Below are 25,489 nucleotides of genomic sequence, written 5' to 3' on the forward strand. Positions count from 1 at the left end.
CCGCCCCGGCCCTTCGTACCCACAGGAGCGCGCCCGCCGGGATCACCCGCACGCGTCCCGTGAAGCCACCTCCGTGGTGTGCCGCACGGGTGCGCGGCACACCACGGGGCCACGGACAGCCACGGCGGTCAGCCGGGCCGACGGGCCGTCACAAGGCCATGGCCTGGGTAGCCGCCTTCCACGCGAACGGCAGCCCCGGGTTCGCGGGAACGATTCCGCGCGGCTCACCGGAGGACGCGCCCGCGCCCGGCGGACGCAGCGTCCCCACCCCGTGCGAGAGGTACTGCGACGAGTAGCGCTGGCAGCCGTAGTGCCAGGTCAGAATGCCCGCGAGCCAGTTCTCCAGCTCCTTGACATGCCCGGCGAGGATCTCCCGGACCTCGTCGTCGAGGTCGAAGTCGTCGTACAGGATCGGCAGTTCGTGCTCCGCGACATGCTGGAACTGGCGCAGCCGCCCGTTCATCAGGTCGTGGACGATCGTGAGCGCGGTCGGATAGTCGCAGCCGAAGAAGTTCTGGACGACCAGGATCAGGTTGTGCACCTCACCCTCGTACTCGATCTCCTTCTGGTACGAGAAGACATCGTTGATGAGCATGCCGTAGTCGATGGCCGCGTTCTCCAGGGAACGCATGGGGCCGCTCTCGTAGATCTCCGGCGGAACCTTTTTCCCATGGGCGATCCGCGACAGGCTCAGCGTCAGATCGGAGCCGAACGTCGCGCGCCGCATCTCGATGTAGTCCACGGGGTCGGGGATGCGGTGCTGCGCCTGGTTCATGAGTTCCCACATCCAGGAGTCGAGCATGACCTCGACGGAGTCGCGGAACATCACCCGCGAGTCATGGTCCATGGGACCCGCGGTCCGCGCCCAGAGGTCCACCAGGGCGCGTTCCAGTCCGTTCTGCGCAGCCACGCCCGCCCCGGCTCCGGCGCTGGCCGCGAGCGCCTCGGGGGCGCCGCCCCCGGAAGCGGCCCGGAGCGTCTCCCGTGCGGCGGCGCCGGCGTCCGCCGGGACGTCCCGCTCCGTACCCGGCTCGGGGAGCAGGGGCCCGTCGACCGGCATCAGCGCCTTCAGCCGGTCGGTGAGCGCCTGGGCCCCTACCAGGTCGCGGGTGCGGCCGTAGACCACCGGGTACCAGTCGTCGCCGTAGGTCCCCCAGGCCAGCCAGGCGGCGCTGAGGTCGATCTCGGCCTGGGTCCCGGAGGGGTCGAGTCCGGCGGAGCACAGGGGCAGGTCGTAGCGGCGCAGCGCCGCCTCGTCCCACACCCCCTCATGGACGATGCCCATCGCGTGGCACCAGTCCACGAGGTTCTCGCGGGCGGCGGGCAGATGCTGGTTGAGGGTGGTGGGGTAGGGGAGTTGGAAGTCCGGCAGGATGGACGGCCCCACCCGCTGATGGGGTACGTGGGTGTGCGCGCGGAAGCGTTCCGTGCCCGCGGCCGTCAGCAGGTCCGCGACACGGGCCGCCGAGGTGCCGAGGCCGGTGGGGCCGCCGAGCGGGGAGTCCTTCTCGTCGAGCGCGCCCTGGTTCATGTACCGGCTGGAGCGCAGATGCCACTCATGGCCGCCGGACTGCCAGTCCTGGAGGCCCTTCACATAGGCGGCGACCGCGGCGCACCGGGCCGGGTCGAGACCTTCCTGGACGCACAGCGCGGGTGTCTCGGTGAGGGCCGTGTGCTCGAACTGGTGCAGCCGTGAGGTGAGGATGTCGTTGACCATGTCGGCGGCCTGCTGTGTGGTGCAGCCGAAGAAGGTCTCCAGGACGAGGACGCCGTTGCTGAGCTCGCCCTCGTCCTCCACCTCCCGCTGGTACGAGAACAGGTCGTTGCGCAGATGGACCCCGTCGGAGAACGTCTCCATGAGGACACGCAGTGGCCGCGACCTGGCCACTTCGGCGGGCACCTCCGCGGTCGCGTACTCGATGAGCCCCGCCGACCAGGGCGCCCCGCCCACCTTGCGGCGCATCTCGATGTACTCGACGGGGTTGGCGACCCGTCCTTCGTTGATGTTGGAGAGTTCCCAGATCGACTCGTTGAGCAGATGTTCCGTACTGACCGCGAACCGTGCGCGCCACTCACGTGACATCGCCGGGACCGTACGGGCCCACAGATCCGCGAGGCCCGCCTCGACGGGGTTCGTCGGTTCGGGCACGGGGGTGGACAGGTCCAGCGGCATGAACATGGGCAGACGGTCCAGGTACGCCTTGCCGCCGACCCGGTCCTGGCTGCGCTTGAAGGTCTCCAGGAAGTGGTCGTCGAAGAAGAACACCCATACGTACCAGTCGGTGATCAGCGACAGCGCGGGGCCGTCGCAGTCGGGGTGGGTGTAGGAACAGAGCAAGGCGTAGTCATGGGCGTCGAGGTCGCTCAGCTCCCAGATGCCGGAGCCTTCCAGCATCCCCATGTCGCGGGCCCACTCCCTGGAGTGGACACGCGCCTGTTCGAGATGGGGATTCAGGCTCGCCTCGTACGGCATGTAGAACGATGGGAGTTCAAACGGCTGGGTCATGGCCCGGCCCTACCCCTGGTCGCGGAAAGCCATCCCCGACCGGTCTCACGATCGCTCCATAGCGTGAAACGACCGCCCGGGACGCATCGAATGGCGAAACCCTGTACACGCGATGCCCGTACACCTGACCAGCGCACAGATGTACGAAACGGGAGCACGTACGGCCGCACACGCGGGTGTCCACCCCTACGGAAAACCGGAAGGGCGCCCCCGGGCGCCTGGCGGGCTGCCAGGCACCGGGAGCGCCCTTCCGGACGCGTCCAGGGCCGCTCAAGCGTTCCGTACGGGACCGGCCGCCGCGCGGGTGTTCCGCGCGGCGTCGGAGCGCCGCGTGAGCGTTCCCTGCGGCAGCGACGGAGTCCGCCGCGGCCGGGGCGTCACTCCGCCTCGGGCGCCAGGGTCAGCGAGATGCTGTTGATGCAGTACCGCTGGTCGGTCGGCGTCGCGTAGCCCTCACCCTCGAACACATGACCGAGGTGGGAGCCGCAGCGGGCGCAGCGGACCTCGGTGCGGCGCATGCCGTGGGAGCTGTCCTCCAGGAGTTCCACGGCGTCGGTGTCCTTGGGGTCGAAGAAGGACGGCCAGCCGCAGCGGGAGTCGAACTTGGTCTCCGAGGTGAACAGCTCGGCCCCGCACGCGCGGCAGGAATAGACGCCCTTCGTCTTGGTGTCGGTGTACTCACCGACGAACGCGGGCTCGGTACCGGCCTGGCGCAGCACCGCGTACTCCGCCGGGTCCAGCTCGGCGCGCCACTGCTCGTCCGGCTTCTCGATGTCGTACGCCATGGGATCGGTTCCTCACTTCCGTCGGCGGATCACTGCGGTACGGGCCGTCCGGGGACGGCCGCGTACGGGTCCGTCCCGCTACTTCGCGAGCCGGTCCAGAATCCGTGGGCCGAGCTCCGTGACGTCACCCGCGCCCATGGTGAGAACGAGATCACCGGGCGCCGCCATTCCCGCGACGATCTCAGGAGCGGTGTCCTTGTCGTGTGCGGCCCGCACATCGGCGCCGGCGGCCCGCGCGGCGTCGATGATCATGGCGCTGGTGACACCGGGCAGGGGGTCCTCGCGCGCGGGGTAGATGTCCAGCACCACGGAGGCGTCCGCGAGGGCCAGGGCCTCGCCCATCTCCTTGCCGAGCTCCTGGGTGCGGGAGAACAGATGCGGCTGGAAGAGCACGAGGATGCGGCCGTCGCCGGCGGCGGCCCGCATGGCGTCGAGGTCGGCGGTCATCTCGGTGGGGTGGTGCGCGTAGGAGTCGATGACCTGGACCCCGGCCTCCTCGCCCTTGAGCTGGAGGCGCCGCTTGACACCCGTGTAGGTGGCGAGGGCGGGGGCCAGATCGTCGGCGGGCACGCCGAGGGCGACGCCCGCGACCAGGGCGGCGACGGCGTTGTGCGCGTAGTGACGGCCGGGGACGGACACCGTGAAGGTCGTCTCGTGGCCGTCGAGCAGGACGGTGACCTCGCTCATGAGGCCCTGGGGGACGACGGACAGGACGCGGACGTCGGCGTCGGCGGACTCGCCGTAGGTGACCACGCGCGCGTGGCGCACGCGCCGGGTCAGTTCCCGGGCGCCTTCGTTGTCGGCGTTGACGACCAGCGTCCCGCCGGGGACGACGCGGCCCACGAAGGTCTCGAATGACTCGTAGATCTCGTCCATCGACGCGTAGTTGGCGTGATGGTCGAGTTCGACGTTGAGGACGATGGCGACCTCGGGCGCGTACTTGTGGAAGCTGCGGTCGCTCTCGTCGGCCTCCGCGACGAAGATCTCGCCGTCGCCGTGGGTCGCGTTGGAGCCGGGCGCGTCCAGGTCGCCGCCGATGGCGTAGGAGGGGTCCAGACCGAGCGAGGTCAGGGAGACCGCCAGCATCGAGGTGGTGGTGGTCTTGCCGTGCGTGCCCGCGACCGCGATGGGCCGCACTCCGTCCATCAGGGACGCGAGGGCGTCGGAGCGGTGGACGACCGGCACGCCCAGTTCGGCGGCGCGGGCCAGCTCGGGGTTGTCCTGGCGGATGGCGGAGGAGACCACGACACAGGTGGCGTCGTCGGCGAGGTGGCCGGCGGCGTGGCCGATGTGGACGGTGGCGCCCAGCGCGCGCAGCGCGGCGGCGGTGTCGGAGTCCTTGGCGTCGCTCCCAGCGACCTTGGCGCCGCGCTGGGCGAGGATCTTCGCGATGCCCGACATCCCGGCGCCGCCGATGCCGATGAAGTGCGGTCGGTCCATGGCGGTGGGAAGGCCGGGTGCCATGCGTGTCTCTCCCTGCGGTGGTGTGGCGCTGTGTCGTGGTCCCCACGGGTGCCGTGGGATCGCCTGGCCGTGGCGGGTCCGGTGCCCTGGGCTGCCGGTCACGCGCGCCGGGCGGCCGGGCGCGGCCCCAGCCTAAGCCTTGCTGTGCGAGAACAGTTTCAGCACGGGTACGCCCACCTTGTGACGGGCCCGGGAGGCCCAGTCCCGGTGGAAGAACTCCTCCACGTAGTGCGGGTCGGTGAGGACGATCACCTCGTCGGCCCCGACCTCGTCCACGAGGGCCTTCAGGGCGTCCAGCGGATGGTTCTCGATGAGTTTGCCCTCGGCCTGGCAGCCGGCCGCCCGCAGGGCCGTCAGGGAGACGCTGAGCGCCTGTTCCGCCGGGCCGGTGGCCTCATGTCCTTCGGGGGTGTCGCCCTCGCGTGCGGCGTCCTCCAGCTCGCCGAGCGCCACGTCGTCGATGGCCCGCAGAAGGCGGTCCGCCTGGTCGCCGCGGGGCTGGAGGAGCACATGGAAGGTGGCGCCCTCGTCGCCGTGCAAGGTCGTGACGAACTCCACGTCGACGGACGTCAGGGCTTTTTCGATCATCAGTACGCTCGTGAACACGACAGGTGCCCTTCTCCATCCCGTGGGCCCCTTCCGGAGCCCGCTGCGGAAACCATCCTGCCCCGTGATCGCACGGGGTCTGCGTGTTTTAGTGTGCCCACCGGAAGCGAAGCGGAACAGATCATTCCGCTGAATGTCGACCTTGGTGGTACCGAGCGAACAAGAAGCCGTCCTCCTCCAGGAGCGAGCGGAGGGCGAACCGTTCCGGCACGGTGAGCGCGGGGCCGCCCGCGATCCGCTGGGCGTCCCCGGCGGTGAGCATCGGCGAGACGGTCAGACACAGCTCGTCCAGGACCCGCGCCGCCACGAACTGGCCGAGCAGCCGGGGTCCCCCTTCGGTGAGCAGCCGCCGCAGTCCCCGCTCCGCCAGGGCGCGCACCGCGCGCGCGGGATCCACCGCCGCACCGTCCCCGGCGATCACGATCTCCGCGCCCGCCGCGCGGGCGGCGGCGACCCGGTCGGCGGGGGCACCGGCCCCGGTCACCAGCAGGGTGGGCACCAAGGGCTCGGTGAACAGGGGAGACGAGAAGTCGAGGTCGAGACCGGCGCTGACGACCGCGACGGCCGGAGCGGGCGCCTGTCCGTCGGCGGCGCGGCGGGCGGCGAACGCCTCCCGCGCGCGGGCGGGCCGGTAGCCCTCCTGGCGTACCGTTTCTGCACCGACGACCACGACATCGGCCAGACCACGCAGGGTGCCGAAGACACGCATGTCGGCGGCGCTGGAGATGGGCTGTGAGCGGCCGTCGTGCTGGGCGGCACCGTCGAGGGTCGACACCATGTTGGCGCGCAGCCATACGTCGCGGTCCGCCGGATAGGCGTAGGCGTCCGCGAGTTCGTCCAGACTCCACTCACGGTCCGGGGCGGGAGCAGCGGCCTGCGTCTGCGTCTGCGCCGATAGGTCGTCCGGGGCGGACGCACCCGTGGGGACGCGAGCGCTCCCGGTCCCGCCCAGGGGCCCACGGCCGGATGTCTGGTCGGTCACAGGGAGCAGGCGTCGCATTCGTGCAGTCTCGCATGGCGCATAGAGTGGGGAATCGTGTCGTCATCCCCCGCCTCCGCAGGCCGCAGCCCCATAGCCGACCTGGCTCCGCAGTCCCTGTGCGCCCGCGAGCCCCATGTCGCGGCGGACCGTCTGGTCGCCGAGATGGTCCCGCCGCCACGCTTCGACTCGGTCCGTTTCGAGACCTACGTACCGGACCCGGACCAGCCGAGCCAGACCGAGGCGGTGCGGGTGCTCAGCGGTTTCGCCGCGGGCCTGGGGGGCGCCCACGCGACGGGGTCCGGCCGACGGCGATGGTTCACCCGGACGAAGCCCGCGGCCCCGGCGGGACCGCGCGGTGTCTACCTCGACGGCGGCTACGGCGTCGGCAAGACGCATCTGCTGGCCTCCCTGTGGCACGCCACCCCGGCGGCACCCGAACAGAAGGCGTTCGGCACCTTCGTGGAGCTCACGAACCTCGTGGGGGCCCTCGGCTTCCAGCAGACGGTGCGGACGCTCGGCGGGCACCGGCTGCTGTGCATCGACGAGTTCGAACTGGACGACCCCGGTGACACGGTCCTCGTGTCCACCCTGCTCGGCAAACTGGTCGAACAAGGGGTGGCGCTGGCGGCGACCTCGAACACGCTGCCGGGCAAGCTCGGCGAGGGCCGCTTCGCCGCGGCGGACTTCCTCCGGGAGATCCAGGGGCTGTCCGCCCAGTTCCGGCCCCTGCGCATCGACGGCGAGGACTACCGCCACCGGGGGCTGCCGCAGGCTCCGGCACCGTACTCGGACGAACAGGTGACCAAGGCGGCGTACGCCACCGAAGGTGCGTCGCTGGACGACTTCCCGCATCTGCTGAAGCACCTCGCCCGGGTGCACCCGAGCAGGTACGGGGCGCTGACGGACGGGGTACGGGCGGTATGCCTGACCGGGGTGGAGCCGGTGCCCGACCAGTCCACGGCCCTGCGGCTCGTGGTGCTGGCCGACCGCCTGTACGACCGCGAGGTCCCGGTCCTGGCGTCCGGGCTGCCGTTCGACCAGCTGTTCAGCGAGGAGATGCTGAACGGCGGATACCGCAAGAAGTACTTCCGGGCCATCTCGCGGCTCACCGCGCTGGCCCGTGACGCGAAGGCGCTGGTCGAGGACTGACGGCCGGTCGGCCCCGTGCTGATCCTGCCCGGGGCGGACGGTGGCCGGTTCCGGGCGGTGAACGGCGACCGGACGGCGGCGGGTTCCGGGGTTCCGGGGCGGTGGGTTCCGGGTGGCGGCGGTTCCGGGCGGCGGGCACCGCCCGATGGTCCGCAGCGTGTCGTCCGCACCCGTCGGCTGCGCGACGTCCGCACCGGGCGGCTGTCCGGGCGGCTGAATCGATGCGCGAGGGCGGGCACGTGGCGGGGGGCGCACTCGTCCCCTGAGGCGTATCAAGGTGCGCAGGGGCGCGTTACCGAGGGTCGCGCCCCCTTGTTTCGGTCATCACCTTCCTCCATCTGATCATTTCCGGTCGATCACCTCCCCGCAACGTCTCGGTAACCACATCAGGCGGTCAGCCCGCTAACGTGGTCGTTGCCGAAGGGAACGCGGCGCCCGCTCCCGACCGTTGAGGTCGACGGACGCCGGCGCTCCGTTCCGCCGACGCTCCTAGACCGGTGCCACAGGGACCAAGGGGGAGGTGGACAGATGACGCGCAGCCCGTTCGCGTGGATACTGCCGACCGCTCTCGCCGCCCTGCTGCTCGCCCTGCACCTCTTCACGCCCGTCTCCCCGTTGGCGATCGCACATTCTTCCGAACGGCCCACGGCGTCGGCGCCCGCGGCCTCCGCGGCCGTCGTGCACGGCGTCTCCGCCACGGTCGCCGAGGCGGAGACACCCACCGAGGCGGCCGACAGCGGGAGCCGGGCCCTGGTGCGCCCGCGCGCCACCCGTCTGGTCTGGTCGACCCCCGTCCATGACCGGCTGCGGCACCGCCACCCGGTGGAGGAACCGGCGCCGGTGCTGCGGGCCCGTGACCGGTACCGGTGCGAGGAAGCCGCGCCGCAGCTGCCGCCGGACATGGACCGGCTCGGGTCGGTGCCCGCCGTCCGGCCGCCGCAGGCGGTCGGCGCCACGGACCGGACCGCCGTCCGGCTCAGACCCACCACATGTCCGTCGGAGCTCCAGGTCTTCCGCTGCTGAGCGTTCCCGCGGACGGGTCCGGCCACGGCTGATCACTCGAACGGAGCAACTCCGCCCAGGAATCGCCCGCCCCGTCGTTGGGCAGGCGGGGCGGAAGCACACGGTTGCGATCACCTCCCGAACCACGACAGCGCCTGCCCGTGCGTCGGGTGCCGTCGGGGCTCCGGCGAAACGTGCCCGGGTCTCCCTACGCGGCCCGCACGGTACGAACGGTCCCCGTCCGATCCCTCGCACGACTTCCCCCACACGCAAGACCCACGCGCCCACCCGGCGCGCAGGAGGCATACCCATGAACACCCTCAAAGGACGCGTCAGCCGTCCTGGTTCCGCCGGACCCCCGGGTCCCGCCCCCACCCCCGTCACCGGCCGTGGGCTCTCCGCCCTCAGGCAGGATCTCCCCGCCTCGCTCGTCGTCTTCCTGGTCGCGCTGCCGCTGTGCGTCGGCGTCGCGGTCGCCTCCGGCGTACCGGCCGAACTCGGCCTGGTCACCGGCATCGTGGGCGGCATCGTCGTGGGCGCCCTGCCCGGCAGCAGTCTCCAGGTGTCGGGTCCGGCGGCCGGCCTCACCGTGCTCGTCCTGGAGGCCGTGCGGGCCTACGGGCTCGCCGCGCTGGGAGTCATCGTCCTCGCCACCGGACTGCTCCAACTGCTCATGGGCGCACTGCGCTGGGGCCGTTGGTTCCGCGCCATCTCGGTGTCCGTGGTCGAGGGCATGCTCGCCGGGATCGGGCTGGTGCTGATCGCGGGCCAGCTCTACTCCCTGACGGGCGCCGAGGCCCCCGCCGCCGGTCTCGACAAGATCGCGGGACTGCCCGGCATGCTCATCGAGGCCCTGGGCTCCCCCGGCCCCCGGGCGTCCCTGCTGCTCGGTGCCGGGACGATCGCCGTACTGGTGCTGTGGAAGCGGCTGCCCGCGAAGGTGCGCGTCGTTCCCGCCCCCCTCGCGGCCGTCGCCCTCGCCACGATCGCCACGGCGGCGCTCTCCCTGCCCGTGGCCATGGTGGAGGTCAAGGGACTCCTGGACTCCGTACGGCTGCCGGGCGCCGACGACTTCGCGTCGCTGGTCAGCGTCGGTGTCCTCGGCACGGTCCTCGCGTTCACCCTGATCGCCTCGGCGGAGTCCCTGTTCAGCGCCGCGGCGGTGGACCGGATGCACGAGGGACGGCGTACCGACTACGACAAGGAGCTGATGGCCCAGGGCGTCGGCAACACGGTGTGCGGGATCCTCGGCGCACTGCCGATGACGGCGGTGATCGTGCGCAGCGCCGCCAATGTGCAGGCGGGGGCGCGCACCAAGGCGTCCCGGGTGCTGCACGGCGTATGGCTGCTGCTCTTCGCGGCGCTGCTGCCCGGCGCGCTGGCGCTCATCCCCCTGCCCGCGCTGGCGGCGGTGCTGGTGCACGCCGGAGGCAAGCTGGTCCCGCTGCGGTCGCTTCCGCCGCTGTGGCGTGATCACCGGGGCGAGGTGGTGATCCTCGGGGTGACCGCGGTGTCGATCGTCGCCATCAGCATGTTCGAAGGGGTACTCATCGGGCTGGCCCTCGCGGTGGCGAAGACCGCCTGGGAGGCGTCGCATGTACGCCTGGAGGTCCAGGACACCGGGCGCGGTCCCGTACGGGCCCGGCTGTCGGGCAACGCGACGTTCCTGCGGCTGCCCCGCATCCTCGACACCCTGGAGTCCCTGCCGAGCGACCGGCCCGTCGAGTTGGACCTGTCGGGTCTGCACCATCTGGACCACGCGTGCCGCACCGCGCTGGAGAACTGGTCGGCACGGCACAGCGCCTGCGGTCCGGAGCGTGTGACGGTGACATCGACGGGCGGCCGTATCTGACCGTCCCGCCCGGGAGCGGCACCCGTCGGACGGCGGGTGCCGCTCCCGCTCCGCGCCCGGACACCGTGACGAACACCTCCCCCGTGCGGACGATCAGCTGCTCGGACGCACTCCTCGGGAGGGAGGGCGCCGTGTTACGTATGGGGAGCGCGTGCCGTTCCCGCAGGCGGCACCAAGGGTTCATCAGGGAAGGGGCGTCGCCGTGAAGTTGCACAGCCAGGAGTGGGGCACGGGCGATCGGGTGGCCGTACTCGTGCACGGGATCATGTCGGACCACCGGACATGGCGGAAGGTGGGTCCGGCCCTCGCGGCACGGGGCTACCGGGTCATCGGTGTCGATCTGCGTGGTCATGGAGCGAGCGGGCGGGGCGCGTACGACGCCTCGTCGTTCGCCGACGACCTGGTCGAGAGCGTGCCAGCGGGAGTGGAGCTGGCGCTGGGTCACTCACTGGGCGGGCTGGTGCTGTCGCTGGCCGTGGAACGGCTCGCGCCCGCACGGGCCGTGTACTCCGACCCCGCCTGGGCGCTCGGCACCACGCGGGTGGACCCCGTCGCGATGCGCGAGTTCCAGCACGCGGACCGGGCCCGGATCGAGATGCTCGCCCCCCGGTGGGATGCGGAGGACATCGACATCGAGCTGGCGACCTTGCGGGCGTGGGACCCGGACACCACGCTCGTCCTGACAGGGGACGGAGCGGTGGACCGGATACCGGAACGCGCGGTCACCAGGTCGTTGATCCAGCTCGCGGACCCGAGCCAACTGGTGCCGGCCGAGCTGAGGGACGACCTCACGGCACGAGGGTTCGAGATACGCACGGTGCCGGGCGCGGGGCACAGCATCCACCGGGACGACTTCGACGGGTTCATGGCGTCGTTGGACGGCTGGATCTGAGGATCCGCGGGCACAGGGGGCGCTGACCGGCCGGAAGGAACGCGGGAACGGCGCGGGTTCCGAGGGCGGCAAGGACCCGCAGTGACGGTAAGCGGGTGATGTTCGACGGGACATCACTCCGCCGGTCCGGATGATCACAGCGTGATGCTTATCTGACTATACGTTCGGATAATGATCATTTCCGTACGTAGAGCCGTCGGCGTGCGCGAGGTCGCCGCCCTCGGGCTGGTCTGTGCCGTACTCGCGGGGTGCGGAGCCGAGGGTGCTCAGCGGGCGGGCCGGAACGGGGTGTCGTCGTCCACCGTGTCACCGGCGCCCGCCGCCGAGCCCTCCCGGGTCCCCACGCTGGCACCGGGTCCGGGTGGTCTCACCCCGGTGTTCATGAACGGTTCCAGGGACCTGGGCAAGACCGTCGCGCTCACGTTCGACGCCGATATGACCGCCGATCAGGGACCGAGGGCCGCCGCCGGGGAGCAGTTCGACAACCCGGGGCTGATCGCGGCACTGCGGGGCCTGAAGGTGCCGTCGACGGTGTTCATGACCGGCCGGTGGGCCGAGCAGTATCCGGACCAGGCACGGTCGATCGGCCGTGATCCGCTGTTCGAGGTCGCCAACCACTCGTACAGCCATCACGCCTTCACCGGTGACTGCTACGGCCTGCCGACGGTGCCGCCCGAGCGGATGCGGTCGGATGTGGAGCGGGCCTACGCCTCCTTCCGGAAGGTCGGTGTCCCCGACCCGATGCCGTACTTCCGGTTCCCCGGCGGTTGCTACGACGATCGCGCGCTCAAGGCACTCGTCCCGGCGGGTGTGACGGCGGTGCAGTGGGACGTGGTGGGCGGCGACGCCTTCGCCACGGACGCCGGCGCGGTGGCACAGGAGGTGCTGGGCGGGGTGCGGCCGGGTTCGGTGGTCGTCCTGCACTGCACGAGGAGCGCGGCCCCGACCACCGAGCGGGTGATCCGGGAGGTGGTTCCGAAGCTGCGCGAGCGCGGGTACCGGTTCGTGAAGGTGTCGGAGCTGATCGGGCCGACGGGTACGGGGAACGGCCCGGACACGGCCGGCCCGGACGCGCCCGCCCGGCCGTGAGGGGGTCCGCCTACCCTGACCGTATGGACGAGTACCGCGCGCGACCCGCACGTTCCGGGCCGGTCCCCTCCGCTCCCGTACCGGACGGGGACGAGGTGGAGTACGCCGAGTGTGTGCTGTGCCGGGAGCGGACCGAGTACCCCGAGACGCACAAGGGGATCACGCTCTGCCCGGTGTGCGAGTGGCACGAGGCGCAGCGTTCGGCCTGCTCGGGCTGAGTACCGGCTGGCCGGAACCGGGTTACGGCTGGTGGTGACCGGGTTGCGGCCGGTCGGGCGGGCGAGGCGACCGGGGTGCCGTGCGGGCGGGGGCGGCGACCGTCACGGGTCGGCGCCCGGAAGGGTCCACGGGGTGGCCGGGCGGGGCGTCGCGCGGCCTGGTGACCGCCCGCGCCGGGGGCCGGTGGCGGATGTCCCGGGGCTGGCAGACTGGACGGGTGAGCAGCCAGGAGAGCCGGCCCGAGGGCCAGGAGAGTCCGTTCCGTATCGAGCCGACCGGGCGGGACGAAGCGCCGCAGTTCGTGTTGCCCATGGTCGTGCAGCTGGAGCGGGCCGATCCGCCGGGCCGGACCGACGCGCTGGAGACGGCCGCCCGATCGGTGCTCCTGATGCTGAGCGATCCGCGCTCGACGGGTGACGGCGAGTGGGCCGAGGCGGTCCGGCTGTGGCAGGACGCGCGTATCCGCAAGGTGGTGCGCAGGGCACGGGGCGCGGAGTGGCGGCGGGCCGAGGCGCTGCCGGGGATCACGGTGACCGGGAAGTCGGCGCAGGTACGGGTCTTCCCGCCGGTGCCGCTGGACGGCTGGCCCAAGGATCTGGCACGGCTCCAGGTCTCGGGGACCGAACTGGAGGACCCGCAGCCGCCGGGGGAACCGGCGCCCGGCGCGCCGGTGCTGTGGATGAGCCCCGAGGTCACCCTGACGGCGGGCAAGGCCATGGCGCAGGCCGGACACGGCGCCCAGCTCGCGTGGTGGGACCAGTCGGACGCGGAACGGGAGGCGTGGCGGGCCGCGGGCTTCCCGCTGTCCGTGCGGATCGCCGGGCCGGAGCGGTGGCGGACCTTGGTGACGAGCGGACTGCCGGTGGTGCGGGACGCCGGGTTCACCGAGATCGCGCCGAGCGACACGGTGGTGGCCGAGGGGCACCGGGGGTTCGGAGCTCACCAGTAGGGCGCCGCTCCCCCCGTACGCGGGACCTCCTGGACGCACGTTCGACACGTAACGTAACGCTTACGTCACCATCCGTAGGATCGCACTCGGATCGTGCGCGGCGCGCGGCATCGTCGGGCGGGTCGGGGTGGTGACCGGTGTGTCCACGGACCGCCGGGTGCCACGGGTGGGGAAGCGTGGGGAGTGTCGTGCTGGAGATCCTGCTCGTCGGGGTGCTCGGAGCGTTGGTGCTGGTTCTGGTGTTGCTGCTGCGGCAGTTGCGGGACCTGCGGCGCGGCGGTGGGCCCGCGCACGCGATGCCCCGGCGGCTCTCACGCGGGGTCAGGGCGCTGGCGCTCACGGGGGTGGCCGTGGCCGTGACGGTCGCGGCCACGACACTGTCGTGGATGGACCGGCCGCACGCCGGTGCCACCGCCGAACGGTGGGGCCGGGGGCCCACGGCCCTCGCCGCACCGGCGGAGACGCCCCCTCCGAGGCAGGACGTGGCCGCTCCGTCCCGACCGGACACCGACAGCGTCGGGGACCGGCGCGGCTCGGTGTCACCCGGTGACGGGACGCGGGCGCACCGGCCGACCGGTACGGAGGACGGCGCCCTGGGGTCCGGGTCCGCCGGGGGCAGCACCCCGGGAAACGGGGCGGAAGGGCCGCACGCCCAGGACACCCCGGACACCCCGGATGCCGCGGAGGCCGGAGGGCCGGGAGACACCTCGGGAGGCGGTCCGGGGCGAGAGGGCGGAAGCGGGAGCGGGGACCGGCCGGGTGCGGTGGACGGCGGGGCCGCGGGCCGTGGTCCCGGTGGCGGGAGCGGTGGCGGGAGCGGTGGCGGCGCGCCGGGCGGAGCGGCGGGCGGCGGGTCCGGCGGCGGCAGCCCGGCACCCACCACGCGGCCGGGCACGACTCCGCCGCATTCCCCCCGGCCGTCCGGCTCCCCGGCGCCGTCCGCCCCCGCGCCGTCCACCCCGCCGGGTCCCGTTCCGGTCGGCGAGAGATGCCTGGACTCCAGGCTGCTCCCCCTGCTCGGCCTGGGAATCTGCCTGGCCGACTGAGGGGCCGGAGCGGGCGAACGCCCGGCCCAAGGGCACATCCGGTCACGCACCGGCAGTTCGGCCACAGCGGACCGATCTGCTCCGCTCCGCAGGGCCGACGTTGAACGGACGGGCTCCCGGCTGCGTACGTCCCCATGTCACGAAGCAGGTCGGCCCCGCCCGTTCGGCCGGCGGTTCATCCGGGTATCCCGCGCGTCCCCACGCGTGAAGCACCGTCGCTCCAGGAGGTCCATTTGCTGCGGCGTATCAACGGCACAGCACTCATCATCGGCGCGCTCGTCGCCACCCTGGCCGCGCTGGCCTACCCGGTGTGGTCGTACGCCGACCGCTCGGGGACCCCGCGGGCGAACCTCGCGGCGGGCACCGTGGCCACGCAGTGGGGGCCGCTGACGGCCACCGACCGGGACTTCATCGTGCGGGTGCGGCTCGCCGGGCTCTGGGAACTGCCCGCCGGGCAGCAGGCGCTGGAGCGGGCGCCCACCGAGTCGATCAGGACCGCCGGGGACCATCTGGTCGTCGGGCACACCGACCTCGACAACCGGGTCCGCGAGGTCGCCGCGCAGCTGAACGTCGCCCTGCCGAACCAGCCCAACGACCAGCAGCAGGCATGGCTCCGCCGGCTCACCGACGCGACGGGGGAGCAGTACCAGAGGGACTTCGTGAACCTGCTGCGCATCGCGCACGGCAAGGTCTTCGCGCTGGTCGCCCAGGTCCGCGACAGCACCCGCAACACCCTGGTGCGCCAGCTCGCGACGGACGCCAACCAGACCGTGCTCGACCACATCACGGTGCTGGAGAACACAGGGCTGGTCGACTTCGACGCGATCGCCGACGGCGCGGCCACCGCCACCGCGAGTCCCACCGGGCCTCCCCCGCCCAGCGGGATCGCCCCGCCCGCGCCCGGAGTGACGGCCGGCGGGGACATCTCCACCACCTCGCGGCCCTCCGCGACCGCCCCGGGTACCGTGAACACGGACCGGGCGGAACCTCAAAACTAGCTCTGAACATCCTCCTCCGTGGATTCGGCGGCGCGCGACAGGGCCATGACCCCTGCACGCGCCGCCGCGTCCGCTTGTACCGCCGCGCGCTCCCGAGTGCCGGGGTCGCGGATACGGTCCCGCACCCGCGGGCGGCACACCCGCCCGGAGGGGGGCGGGCCGGAGCACGACCCATCCACGGTACGGGCGGGGCGTGCGCGGCTCATCGAAGGAGGGGGACATGACCATCACACCGACGGCAGGACCAGCACCGACCTCACGGCCCACAGCGGCCTCACGGCCCGAGGCGCTCCCACCGCCCGCAGCGCTCGCACAGCCCGCGGCACGGGACGCCGCCGCCCGGCGGACGCGGACCGGCAGCGGACTCGCCCGGAGCGCCACCCGGCTGGGGACCGGGATCGGCTGGCGTCCCGAGATAGCCGACGCGGTCGAGCGGATGCCCGGGATCGACTGGGTGGAGGCCGTGTCCGAGAACCTCTGCCCGGGTCATCTGCCGGAGTCCCTGCTGAGGCTGCGGGCGCGCGGGGTCACGGTCGTCCCGCACGGTGTGTCCCTGGGTCTCGGCGGCGCGGACCGGCCCGACGAGAACCGCCTCGCGGAGCTGGCCGCACGGGCCGAGGCGCTCGGCTCGCCGCTCGTCACCGAGCACATCGCGTTCGTCCGGGCCGGGGGCGGGCTCACCGCGTCGCCGCCGCTGGAGGCGGGGCATCTGCTGCCCGTGCCCAGGAGCCGGGACGCGCTGGACGTCCTGTGCGAGAACATCCGCATCGCCCAGGACGCGCTGCCGGTACCGCTCGCGGTGGAGAACATCGCGGCGCTGATCTCCTGGCCGCACGAGGAGATGACGGAGGGCCAGTTCCTGTACGAGCTGGTCGAGCGCACCGGCGTCCGGCTGCTGATCGACGTGGCCAATCTGCACACCAACCACGTCAACCGGGGCGAGGACCCGGCGCGGGCCCTGGACGAGCTGCCCGTGGAGGCGATCGCGTACGTGCATGTGGCGGGCGGCTTCGAGCGGGACGGCGTGTGGCACGACAGCCACGCCCACCCCGTCCCGGACGCGGTCCTGGACATCCTGGGCGACCTGGCCTCGCGAGTGGACCCGCCCGGGGTCCTGTTGGAACGCGACGAAGACTTCCCCGCGGCCCACGAACTGGAACGCGAACTGACGTCGATCCGCACCGCCGTGGTCAAGGCCCGCGCGACCGCCACCGTCCTCCCCCCGCCCCCGAACCCCATCACCGCCACCGCCACCGCCACCGACGTCTCCGACGCCGCCGCCTCCGAGACCCCTGGTACCTCCGGTGCCTCCGGTGCCTCCGGTGTCTCCGACGCCGCCCGGCAGCGCGTCGGGCTCGCGCAGGCGGCGCTGCTGTCCGCCCTGGTCGCCGGGACCCCGGTCCCGGAAGGCTTCGACCGGGCACGGCTCGCCGTACAGAGCCGTGCGCTGCTGGCCAAGCGGGCGGACATCATCGCGAAGGTCGCCCCGGAGCTGCCGGAGATCCTGGGCGCCGCGTACCGGCCCGCGTTCGTCGCGTACGCCCACGCGCGGCCGATGACCGGCGGATACCGGCGGGACGCGCTCGGCTTCGCCGAACACCTGCTGCTGGACCACGCGCCCGGGGACCCACGGACCCGAAGGCTGCTGACGCAATGGTGGCTCGAACGCTCGGGGGCGAAGCCGCCGTCCGGACGGCGGCTGGCCCGGCTCGTACGGGCGGCGCGGCTCAGGGCTCCGGCACGGTTCGCCGGACCGTCCCGGCCCCGCCCGGTCACCCGCTCCGTGCCGGGCAGGGGGTGACGGGACGATGCCCACCACCCTGCCCTGGCTGATCACCGCCGGGCTCTACAGCGTGCTGCTCGCCCTGCTGCTGGTGGCGGTCGGGAAGACGCGCGGTGCCCGCGCCGGCCGTTTCACGGGAAACGACGTGCCGGTCGGAACGCTGGAGGCCGCGTTCCTCGCCGGAGGTCCCGGCCGGACCACCGACGCGGCGATCGCCACGATGGCCGAGGACGGACGCCTCGCCGTCGGACTGCCGGGGATCGTCGCCGTCCGCCGCGCCGAGGCCCGGCACCCCGTCGAACAGGCCGTGCTCGACGCCTGCGCGGCAGCGCCCAGCGGCGACCTGTCCTGGGTGCGGGGCGTGGTGACACGCAGCCCGGCCGTCCAGTCGATGGGCGACGACCTCGCGGAGCGGGCGCTGATCGCCCGACCGGCCCGGCTGCGTCCCGTACGGGGATGGCTCGCCGCGCACCTCTTCGTCGCGTTCCTGGCGTTCATGGCGAGCATTCCGCTGACCGTCCTCCAGCTCGCGCTGTGGACCACGGGCTGGCACTCACCGCCGCTGCTCCTGACCACGACTCCGGCACTCGTCCTGGCCGTCGTCGCCATGTGGCGATACGGCAAGCGGGCCAAGAACCTGCTGACCCCGGCGGGTCGCCGGTCGCTGGAGCGCTACCGCACGGCGGGCTGGGGATCGGCCGACCCGGGATACACGGTGGCGGCGCGCAGCGCGTACCTCCTGGAGGACGAGACACTGCGCACCGTGCTGTGCGCCCGGGCGACCTTCCCCCGGACGGTGCCCCGAACGGCGGCGCTGCGGACCGGGGGCGGTGCGGGTGCCGGTTCCACCGGGGCGGACATCGCGTACTGGGCGACGGTGCCCACCGTGTGGTGCGGGGCGGGTCCGGGACGCGGTGCCTCAGCCGGCCGGGTGGACGGCGCGGACTGGGGCTGGGGTGATGTGCCCGCACCGGGTCCCTGGTCGGGCGGGTCCGGCGCCGGTCACGGGGGCAGCGGCTACGGCGGCGGATCGAGCTGCGGGAGCGGGAGTTCCTGCGGCGGTTCCAGCTCCGGCGGATCGAGTTGCGGGGGCGGTGGCGGCGGTTCCAGCTGCGGTGGCGGCGGATCGAGCTGCGGAGGCGGCTCCTCGTAACGGCCAAGGCGGCGTGGGCCGGGCGACGCGCGGAGCGGGCGGACACACCGGGACGGAGCGCACCGCACGAGACCGCCCGGCACCGCACGAGGACGACCCGGCACAGAGGTACGTACGCGAGACCCGAGGGACGGGCGAGCGCCGCCCTGACCGGGGAACCGGCCAGGGCCGCCTCGCATCCTCGTATGAGGGGTGCCCACGAAGGGGACGGGGGGCAGGGCCGGACCCGTCGTGCGACGGCTCCGCGGCGGGCCGTGGCCACCGCCAGGTCAGCCGTTCGTCCTGGTGCCCCTCCCCCGCCGCGTCGACCCGCGTCACCTGCGAACGGCCGGTGGCGAATACGCCGATCGCGGCAGAGTGCCGGTCGGGGTGCGCGTACCTGATCCGGTCCCCAGGGCAGGACGACAGAGCGGCGATGCCCTCCAGACGACAGCTGATGGCGACCGACACGTCACAGCGTGGCAACACCCGGTCCACATCGCGGATAAGTCATGGCGGTTACCCACCTCGGTCACATAGAAAACCGCCATGTTCTGGCTCTTCTTCCTGTCGGCCTGTGCGGTGGCCGGCATCTCGTGCACCAGGCTCTGCCGCGCGGCCGTCCGCGCGGCGGCGGCCGAGGGCGCGCCCATCCCTCGTGGGCACCGGCTGACGGTCTATGAGGCCGCGTTCCTGTCAGGCGGTCCCTATCGCGTCGCCGATGTCGCCATGGTCTCGATGGCGCGTCAAAGACGCCTGCTGCTCGCCCACACCGGTTGGGCGACCGTGATCGACCCACGCGGCCGGGACGCCCTGGAGCGTTCCGTCCTGGGGGCGATCGGCCCTGACGGACAGTCACGTATCGGCACGGTCCGGGAGGCCGCGGCGGTCGGCGACCCGGTGCGGGTGCTCGCCGACCGGCTGGTGGCGGCGGGACTCGCGGTGCCGGAGAGCGCGCGGGGCACGGTCGCGGAGGCGGTCCGCCAGGTGCGGGCCGCGCTGTTCGCCGTTCTCGTGCTCGGAGCGCTGGCCCTGTCCACGGCCCCACGGGGTTCCGGCGGCGACGAACCGGCCTGGTTCGCGCTGCCGCTGCTGCTGATCGTCAGCTGTCTGCTGATCGCCCGGGTCGAGGCGTACCCGTACACGCGCTGGGCGTCCGCCTCGGGCCACCGGCTGCTGGGCGGGCTGTCGTCGCGGTCCGCCGGTGACGACCGGACGTATCTGACGGCGGTGGCCCTCGGCGGGGTCACCGCCGTGGACGATCCGGACCTTGAGGCGGCGTTCGCCCGTCCCGACCGGCGCGGCGACCGGGAGGACGTCCCGGGTGCGCGCCGGGACGGACGCGACGGGCCGGACCGGGGCACGGCGAAGCGCGAGCGCTGACGCCCGTCTCGCGTGAGGTCGGGCGAGGTCGGGCGAGGTCGGGTGAGGTCGGGCGGGACGCGGGCACTCACGCCCGCACGCCCGCCTGACCTGAGCCCACGGTCACGCGGGAGTGTCAGCCCGTCCAGCTGCCGGCGCACCCGGTGGGCGCCTGAGCCCACGGTCACCCGGGGTGTCCCGCACCCGACGGGACACCCCCGACCCCCTCGGCCGCCGCGTCCCCTCGGCCCCCGCGACCCCGCGCATCGGAGTCATTGCGCCGACATCCGGGGCCGGGTGCTTTACAACGCGCATCACCGAACGAAACATCTTTCTTGTCAGCTTTTACGGCAAACCTCTCCCGCAGGAGCGCGCGATGAGAGCAGCCGCCCTCCGGGGCGCCGCCGGGTCCCTGGTCCTGTCGGCGCTGGCCGTCGCGCCCACCGGCGTGTCGGCCCTGCCCGGCGGCCCCGGGCCGCCCGCCCCCGCCCCGGCGGCGAGCCCCCTCGCCGCGCCCCGGACCGACACCCGGGCCCACGCCCAGGCCGACGCCCAGGCCGACGCCCAGGCCGACGCCCGGGCCGACACTCGGGCCCTCACCGCTCGGGAGAACGCGGGGACCAGGGCCGCCGCCGCCCGTGCCGCCGACGAGGGCATCCGGTTCGGGGCGTGTGCCGCCGAGGAGTACCTGGAGGCGCCCGTGGAATGCGGCACCGTCCAGGTCCCGCTCGACTACGCCGACCCGGACGGCCGCCGCATCACCCTCACCGTGAGCCGGGTACGGGCCACCGGCCGGACCCCGGACGGCGAACCGGCCGCCCGCCAGGGCGCGCTCGTCTTCAACCCGGGCGGACCGGGCGCCAGCGGAATGTACTTCCCGCTGGTCGGGGCGGTCCCCGCCTGGCGGAACATCGCCGCCGCGTACGACCTGGTCGGCTACGCCGCGCGCGGGGTGGGCCGCTCCGCGCCGCTGTCCTGCCAGGAGCCCAGGCACTTCCTGAAGGCGCCGACCCACGCGCCCGCGGACCCCTCGCCCTCGTACAAGAAGGAACGCGTCGCGGAGGCCACGTCGTACGCGCGGGGCTGCGCGCGGCGGGCCGGGGACGCGCTGGCGCACTACACGTCCCTCAACAACGCCCGTGACCTGGACGTCCTGCGGGCCGCGCTCGGTGAGCCGCGGCTGACGTTCATGGGCGCGTCGTACGGGACGTACATCGGCTCGCTGTACGCGACGCTGTTCCCCGAGCGGGTGCGCCGGATGGTGTTCGACTCGGCGGTCGACCCGAGGCCCGAGCGGATCTGGTACCGCAACAACCTCGACCAGGCCACGGCCTTCGAGCGGCGGTGGGAGGACTTCCGGACCTGGGTCGCGAAGCACGACGACGTCTACGGACTGGGCCGGACCGCCGACGCCGTGCGCCTCTCGTACGAGGAGGTGCGGGCGGCTGTCGCGGCACAGCCGGCGGGCGGCAAGGTCGGCCCCGGCCAGCTGCACTCGGCGTTCCTGCGGACCGCGTACTACGACGACTACTGGCCGATGCGGGCCGCCGCGCTCGCCGCGTACCGCGAGGGCGAACCGGAACTGCTGATCGCGCAGGCAACGCCGGTCGCGGAGGCCGCGGTGGAGGCGGAGAACTCGCACGCCGTGTACACGGCCGTCGAGTGCAACGACGCGCCCTGGCCGACGGACTTCAGGGTCTGGGACGACGACCACACCGCGCTCGCGCGCACCGCGCCCTTCGAGACCTGGGACAACGCGTGGGCCAATCTGCCGTGCGCGTTCTGGACAGCGCCCCAGCGGCAGCCGCTGGACATCAGGGCCGACGCCGGGTCGCTGGCCCCGACCCTGATCCTGGCGGCGGAACGCGACGCGGCGACCCCGTACCAGGGGGCGGTGGAGCTGCGGCGCCGACTGGGCGGTTCACGTCTGGTGACCGAGCGCGGCGCCGGTCAGCACGGGGTCGGGGGCGGCCCCAACACCTGTGTCAACGCCCACCTCGACGCCTATCTGCTGACCGGCGAGGTACCCGCCGAGGACACGGACTGCGCCGCCCACCCGGAACCCCGCCCGCTGGCCCCGCGCGCCGCGAAACACCGCTGAGACGCCCCGCCGGAAAGCCGGGGCAGGGACCGCCGGACCTCACGCCACCATGACGCCCCGGGGCCGACGCCACCACGGCGTCCCGGTGCCGCCGTCGCGGAGACCGGCGGACGGCATGGTGGCGGCAAGGGCAGGGTCAGGCGAGCCCGGCGACGAGTTCGGCGACGCTGCGGCGGCGGCCCGTGTAGAAGGGGACCTCCTCGCGGACGTGCATCCGCGCCTCGGACGCGCGCAGCAGACGCATCAGGTCCACGATCCGGTACAGCTCGTCGGCCTCGAAGGCGAGAATCCACTCGTAGTCGCCGAGGGAGAACGACGCGACGGTGTTGGCCCGGACGTCCGGGTAGCCGCGCGCCATCTTGCCGTGGTCGGCGAGCATCTTGCGGCGCTCGTCGTCCGGCAGCAGGTACCACTCGTAGGAGCGGACGAACGGGTACACGCTCACGTAGTCGCGCGGGGTCTCGTCGGCGAGGAACGCCGGGATGTGCGAGCGGTTGAACTCGGCGGGACGGTGCAGTGCCATGTTCGACCAGACCGGCACGAGCGCGCGGCCGAGGCGCGTACGGCGGAAGAGGTTGTACGCCTCCTGGAGCTCGTCGGCGGTCTCGGCGTGCCACCAGATCATGAGATCGGCGTCGGCGCGCAGCCCGGACACGTCGTACGTGCCCCGGATCTTGACGTCCTTGGCGGCGAGCTGGTCGAACAGCTCCTGGACCTCTTCGGCGTAGCCGGTGCGGTCGTCGGGGAGCACATCACGGAGTTTGAAGACGGACCACAGCGTGTAGCGGATGACCTCGTTGAGGTCCTTGGCCAGCTTGCCGCGGTTGGGTGTCCTTGCGGGGGCGTCGTCGCTCATGTCCTCATTCTCCCGCGCCGCCGTGACGGCTCGGCACCGGGTGCCTCCTGAGGTGTCCGGTGCTCGCCGTGTCCGCCGCGACCAGGTCGGCGGCGGCGTGTCCGCTCGCCACGCACGCGGGGATGCCGACGCCGTCGTAGGCGGCGCCGCAGACGGCGAGGCCCGGCAGAGCGGCCAGTCGCGCGCGGACCCTGGCCACCCGGGCGTGATGGCCGACCGGGTACTGGGGCAGCCCGTCGTCCCAGCGGGTGACCCGGGTGGCGACCGGTTCGGCGGTGAGGCCGACGGCGTCCCGCAGATCACCGCGGGACAGGGCGACCAGCTCGCTGTCGTCGCGCGCCAGGTCGGCCTGGTCGCCGTACCGTCCGACGGAGGTCCGTACGACCAGGAGTTCCGGGGCCCCGGCGGCGATCCACTCCCACTTCTGGGAGGCGAACGTCGACGCCTTGACGGTGTGCCCGTCGACCGGCGGTACGAGGAAGCCGCTGCCCGCGGGCAGCCGTACGGCGTCCCGCCGGTACGCGAGGGTGACCAGGGCCATGGAGGCGTACTCGACGGCGTTCAGTTCGGCGGCGGCCGCCGGGGCCCGGTCGGTGAGCAGCCGGGCGGCGGCGGGGGCGGGCAGGGCGACGACGACCCCGTCGGTGTCGAGGACCTGGTCCCCGGCCGTGATCCGCCAGCGGGCGTCGGGGGTGCGGCGCAGCTCCGTCACGGGTGCGCCGAGGCGGATGTCGCCGCCCAGGGCGCGTACGGCGTCCGCGACGGCGAGCGGGAGGGTGCCGACACCGCCCTCGATACCGAGGAAGACGGGGCCCGGGTCGGGGTGGGCGGCGGCGCGGCGCTGGATCGCGCGGACGGCGTCGGTGAGCGAGGGGTGGGTGCGGGCGGCCTCGAAGAGCTGGGGGACGGCCATCCGCAGGGAGATGCGGTACGCGTCCCCGGCGTAGACCCCGCCGAGGAGGGGTTCCACGAGGCGGTCGACGACCTCGCGGCCGAGGCGCGCGGCGACGAGGGCGCCCACGGCGATGTCCTCGCCGAGACTGTCGGGGTCCAGCGGCGGCAGTTCGTGCTCGGCGGCGGCGCGGCGCAGGCCCGCCGGGGAGAGGATGTCCGCGAGGGCGTCGGCGGTGCCGGGGACCCCCATCACATGGCCCTTCGGCATGGGCCGCAGGGTGTTCCGGGTCCACAGGGACGCGGTGGCCGTGGCCGGGGGCCGGAGCCGGTCCGCGAGGCCCACCTCGCGGGCGAGGTCCACCGCCTCGGGGCGGCGGGCCAGGATCGACTCGGCGCCGAGGTCGACGCGGGCGCCCGCGATCTCACCCGGGAGCAGCTTTCCCCCGACCCGCCCGGACGCCTCCAGCAGGGTCACCCGGGCGCCGCCGCGCAGCAGCCGGTGGGCGGCGGCGAGCCCGCTGATCCCGCCTCCGACGACGGCGAAGTGACGCGGGGACGGGCCGGACGGAAGGTGCTCTGCGCGCATGCCCCCACTCTCTCAAACGCCCCGGCCGGACGAGGCCGGAGGCCGCTCGCGGCGCGTGCCGATCGCGGGAGGCACGCCGAGTCCGGACCGTGATCCGTTCGGGACCGGACGGCGACATCGTCCGGGGGGTCCGCCGCGTCGAAGGGATGTCAGCAACCGGCCACCGCTCGGGGGAGAACGACATGAACACGATCCCAGGACCCGCCCGGGTCCGCGTCACGGCACACCCGGGCGGAGCGCGTCGCGCCCGTACCCGGCTCGTCGCCGCCGTCCTGCTCGCCGCGTCGCTGGGCCTCGCGGGGTGCTCCACCGGGGGCGACAGCGGCGAGTCGGGCAGCGCCAAGGCGTACGCGCCGTCCGCCGAGGGCGCGGGCGGCGGGGCCGCCGAGAAGGCGGACCGGAGCGCCCCGGCGGACGGGGACGGGAAGTCCGCCGGTGGGCTCAGGGCGGACCAGCTCACCGACCGGGAGATCATCCGGACCGCGGAGCTGAGCGTCCGGGTCGAGGATGTGCCGAAGGCGCTGGTCATGGCGCGCTCGGCGGTGCGGGCGGCGGACGGTCTGATCGGCGACGAGTCGACGGACCGCGACGACCTGGGCCATGAGCACTCGACGATCGTGATGCGGGTCCCGCAGGACCGGTACGACGACCTCCTCAAGAAGCTGGGCGACGCCGGTACGCTGCTCAGCCGCGACACGAAGGCGGAGGACGTCACCGAGAAGGTCGTCGATGTCGAGAGCAGGCTCAAGAACCAGCGGGCCAGCGTCGCCCGTATCCGGGAGCTGATGGACCGGGCGACGAGGATCAGCGACGTGGTGACCCTGGAGGGCGAGCTGAGCAGCCGCCAGGCCGATCTGGAGTCGCTGCTGGCCCAGCGGGAATCGCTGAAGAACCGCACGGCGATGGCGACGGTCACCCTGTCCCTCACCGAGGCCCCGGCCGAGGACGGCGGCGACGACGGGTTCCCCGGCGCGGTGGCCGACGGCTGGGACGCGTTCCTGTCCATGCTGCGCTGGCTTTCGGTCGCCCTCGGCACCGCGCTGCCGTTCCTGGCCCTGGCGCTGGCGCTGCTCGTGCTGTGGCGGTGGCTGGCGCGCCCGCTGCGGGCCCGGCGGGCGACGGCCGCGGCCCCCGCACCGGTCCGGGTCCCGGCCCCGGTGGGCGCCCCGGCCGCGCCCACCCGGGCCCCGGAGACCGCGCAGGCCCCGGAGCAGGGCGGCGACCACTGAAACACCC

21 protein-coding genes are annotated in these 25,489 nt (G+C 73.4%); 14 read left to right on the plus strand and 7 right to left on the minus strand.

All coding sequences use genetic code 11. The features are described from left to right. Positions 1 to 148: 148 nt before the first annotated feature. The 5 genes from OG711_RS09480 to OG711_RS09500 form a co-directional block, all read right to left on the minus strand. On the minus strand, positions 149 to 2,506 hold the full coding sequence (locus tag OG711_RS09480) for a terpene synthase family protein (RefSeq protein WP_329559055.1): 2,358 nt from the start codon (positions 2,504 to 2,506) through the stop codon (positions 149 to 151). A 377-nt stretch (positions 2,507 to 2,883) separates the two neighbouring features. Continuing rightward, positions 2,884 to 3,291, minus strand: coding sequence for a peptide-methionine (R)-S-oxide reductase MsrB (msrB, locus tag OG711_RS09485; RefSeq protein WP_073789717.1), 408 nt, complete (start codon positions 3,289 to 3,291; stop codon positions 2,884 to 2,886). Between the two features lie 78 nt (positions 3,292 to 3,369). Next, positions 3,370 to 4,755: a UDP-N-acetylmuramate--L-alanine ligase gene (gene murC, locus OG711_RS09490; RefSeq protein ID WP_329559056.1), complete on the minus strand. Its 1,386-nt coding sequence runs from the start codon at positions 4,753 to 4,755 to the stop codon at positions 3,370 to 3,372. A gap of 132 nt (positions 4,756 to 4,887) precedes the next feature. Then, positions 4,888 to 5,361: an indole-3-glycerol phosphate synthase gene (locus OG711_RS09495; protein WP_073789713.1), complete on the minus strand. Its 474-nt coding sequence runs from the start codon at positions 5,359 to 5,361 to the stop codon at positions 4,888 to 4,890. Positions 5,362 to 5,482: 121 nt separating this feature from the next. Next, positions 5,483 to 6,361 (minus strand): pyrimidine reductase family protein, encoded by an 879-nt coding sequence (locus tag OG711_RS09500; protein WP_329559057.1) that lies wholly within the window; start codon positions 6,359 to 6,361, stop codon positions 5,483 to 5,485. Positions 6,362 to 6,397: 36 nt separating this feature from the next. Here OG711_RS09500 and zapE point away from each other — a divergent pair, with 36 nt between their 5' ends. From zapE to OG711_RS09565, 13 genes are all read left to right on the plus strand, one after another. Then, positions 6,398 to 7,492: a cell division protein ZapE gene (gene zapE, locus OG711_RS09505; RefSeq protein WP_266507324.1), complete on the plus strand. Its 1,095-nt coding sequence runs from the start codon at positions 6,398 to 6,400 to the stop codon at positions 7,490 to 7,492. A 528-nt stretch (positions 7,493 to 8,020) separates the two neighbouring features. Next, positions 8,021 to 8,515: a hypothetical protein gene (locus tag OG711_RS09510; RefSeq protein ID WP_073789709.1), complete on the plus strand. Its 495-nt coding sequence runs from the start codon at positions 8,021 to 8,023 to the stop codon at positions 8,513 to 8,515. Positions 8,516 to 8,804: 289 nt separating this feature from the next. Further along, positions 8,805 to 10,346, plus strand: a complete 1,542-nt coding sequence (locus OG711_RS09515) for a SulP family inorganic anion transporter (protein WP_073789708.1) — start codon at positions 8,805 to 8,807, stop codon at positions 10,344 to 10,346. A 202-nt stretch (positions 10,347 to 10,548) separates the two neighbouring features. Further along, entirely contained in the window at positions 10,549 to 11,238 is a 690-nt protein-coding gene (locus OG711_RS09520; RefSeq protein WP_073789706.1) for an alpha/beta fold hydrolase, read from the plus strand. A 171-nt stretch (positions 11,239 to 11,409) separates the two neighbouring features. Continuing rightward, positions 11,410 to 12,327, plus strand: a complete 918-nt coding sequence (locus OG711_RS09525; RefSeq protein ID WP_329559058.1) for a polysaccharide deacetylase family protein — start codon at positions 11,410 to 11,412, stop codon at positions 12,325 to 12,327. A gap of 23 nt (positions 12,328 to 12,350) precedes the next feature. Next, positions 12,351 to 12,545, plus strand: a complete 195-nt coding sequence (locus tag OG711_RS09530; protein WP_073789702.1) for a hypothetical protein — start codon at positions 12,351 to 12,353, stop codon at positions 12,543 to 12,545. Between the two features lie 191 nt (positions 12,546 to 12,736). Beyond that, positions 12,737 to 13,495: a peptidyl-tRNA hydrolase gene (locus OG711_RS09535; protein WP_329563713.1), complete on the plus strand. Its 759-nt coding sequence runs from the start codon at positions 12,737 to 12,739 to the stop codon at positions 13,493 to 13,495. Between the two features lie 176 nt (positions 13,496 to 13,671). Continuing rightward, positions 13,672 to 14,541: a hypothetical protein gene (locus OG711_RS09540; RefSeq protein WP_329559059.1), complete on the plus strand. Its 870-nt coding sequence runs from the start codon at positions 13,672 to 13,674 to the stop codon at positions 14,539 to 14,541. A 236-nt stretch (positions 14,542 to 14,777) separates the two neighbouring features. After that, positions 14,778 to 15,539 (plus strand): DUF4142 domain-containing protein, encoded by a 762-nt coding sequence (locus OG711_RS09545; protein WP_329563715.1) that lies wholly within the window; start codon positions 14,778 to 14,780, stop codon positions 15,537 to 15,539. A gap of 436 nt (positions 15,540 to 15,975) precedes the next feature. Then, positions 15,976 to 17,340 (plus strand): DUF692 domain-containing protein, encoded by a 1,365-nt coding sequence (locus OG711_RS09550; protein ID WP_405674805.1) that lies wholly within the window; start codon positions 15,976 to 15,978, stop codon positions 17,338 to 17,340. A gap of 7 nt (positions 17,341 to 17,347) precedes the next feature. Continuing rightward, on the plus strand, positions 17,348 to 18,475 hold the full coding sequence (locus tag OG711_RS09555; RefSeq protein ID WP_073789693.1) for a TIGR04222 domain-containing membrane protein: 1,128 nt from the start codon (positions 17,348 to 17,350) through the stop codon (positions 18,473 to 18,475). 528 nt (positions 18,476 to 19,003) lie between these two features. After that, entirely contained in the window at positions 19,004 to 19,837 is an 834-nt protein-coding gene (locus tag OG711_RS09560) for a TIGR04222 domain-containing membrane protein (protein ID WP_073789691.1), read from the plus strand. A gap of 355 nt (positions 19,838 to 20,192) precedes the next feature. Continuing rightward, complete coding sequence (locus OG711_RS09565; RefSeq protein WP_329559061.1) at positions 20,193 to 21,917, plus strand: alpha/beta hydrolase; 1,725 nt, start codon at positions 20,193 to 20,195, stop codon at positions 21,915 to 21,917. A 136-nt stretch (positions 21,918 to 22,053) separates the two neighbouring features. Here the strand turns inward: OG711_RS09565 and hemQ are convergent, their stop codons facing one another. Both hemQ and hemG read right to left on the minus strand, forming a co-directional pair. Further along, positions 22,054 to 22,773, minus strand: a complete 720-nt coding sequence (hemQ, locus tag OG711_RS09570) for a hydrogen peroxide-dependent heme synthase (RefSeq protein ID WP_073789689.1) — start codon at positions 22,771 to 22,773, stop codon at positions 22,054 to 22,056. 4 nt (positions 22,774 to 22,777) lie between these two features. Continuing rightward, positions 22,778 to 24,253: a protoporphyrinogen oxidase gene (hemG, locus tag OG711_RS09575; protein ID WP_329559062.1), complete on the minus strand. Its 1,476-nt coding sequence runs from the start codon at positions 24,251 to 24,253 to the stop codon at positions 22,778 to 22,780. Positions 24,254 to 24,435: 182 nt separating this feature from the next. Here hemG and OG711_RS09580 point away from each other — a divergent pair, with 182 nt between their 5' ends. Then, positions 24,436 to 25,482, plus strand: coding sequence for a DUF4349 domain-containing protein (locus OG711_RS09580; protein ID WP_329559063.1), 1,047 nt, complete (start codon positions 24,436 to 24,438; stop codon positions 25,480 to 25,482). Positions 25,483 to 25,489 lie beyond the last annotated feature (7 nt).

This window comes from Streptomyces uncialis, assembly GCF_036250755.1.
GTDB lineage: Bacteria > Actinomycetota > Actinomycetes > Streptomycetales > Streptomycetaceae > Streptomyces > Streptomyces uncialis.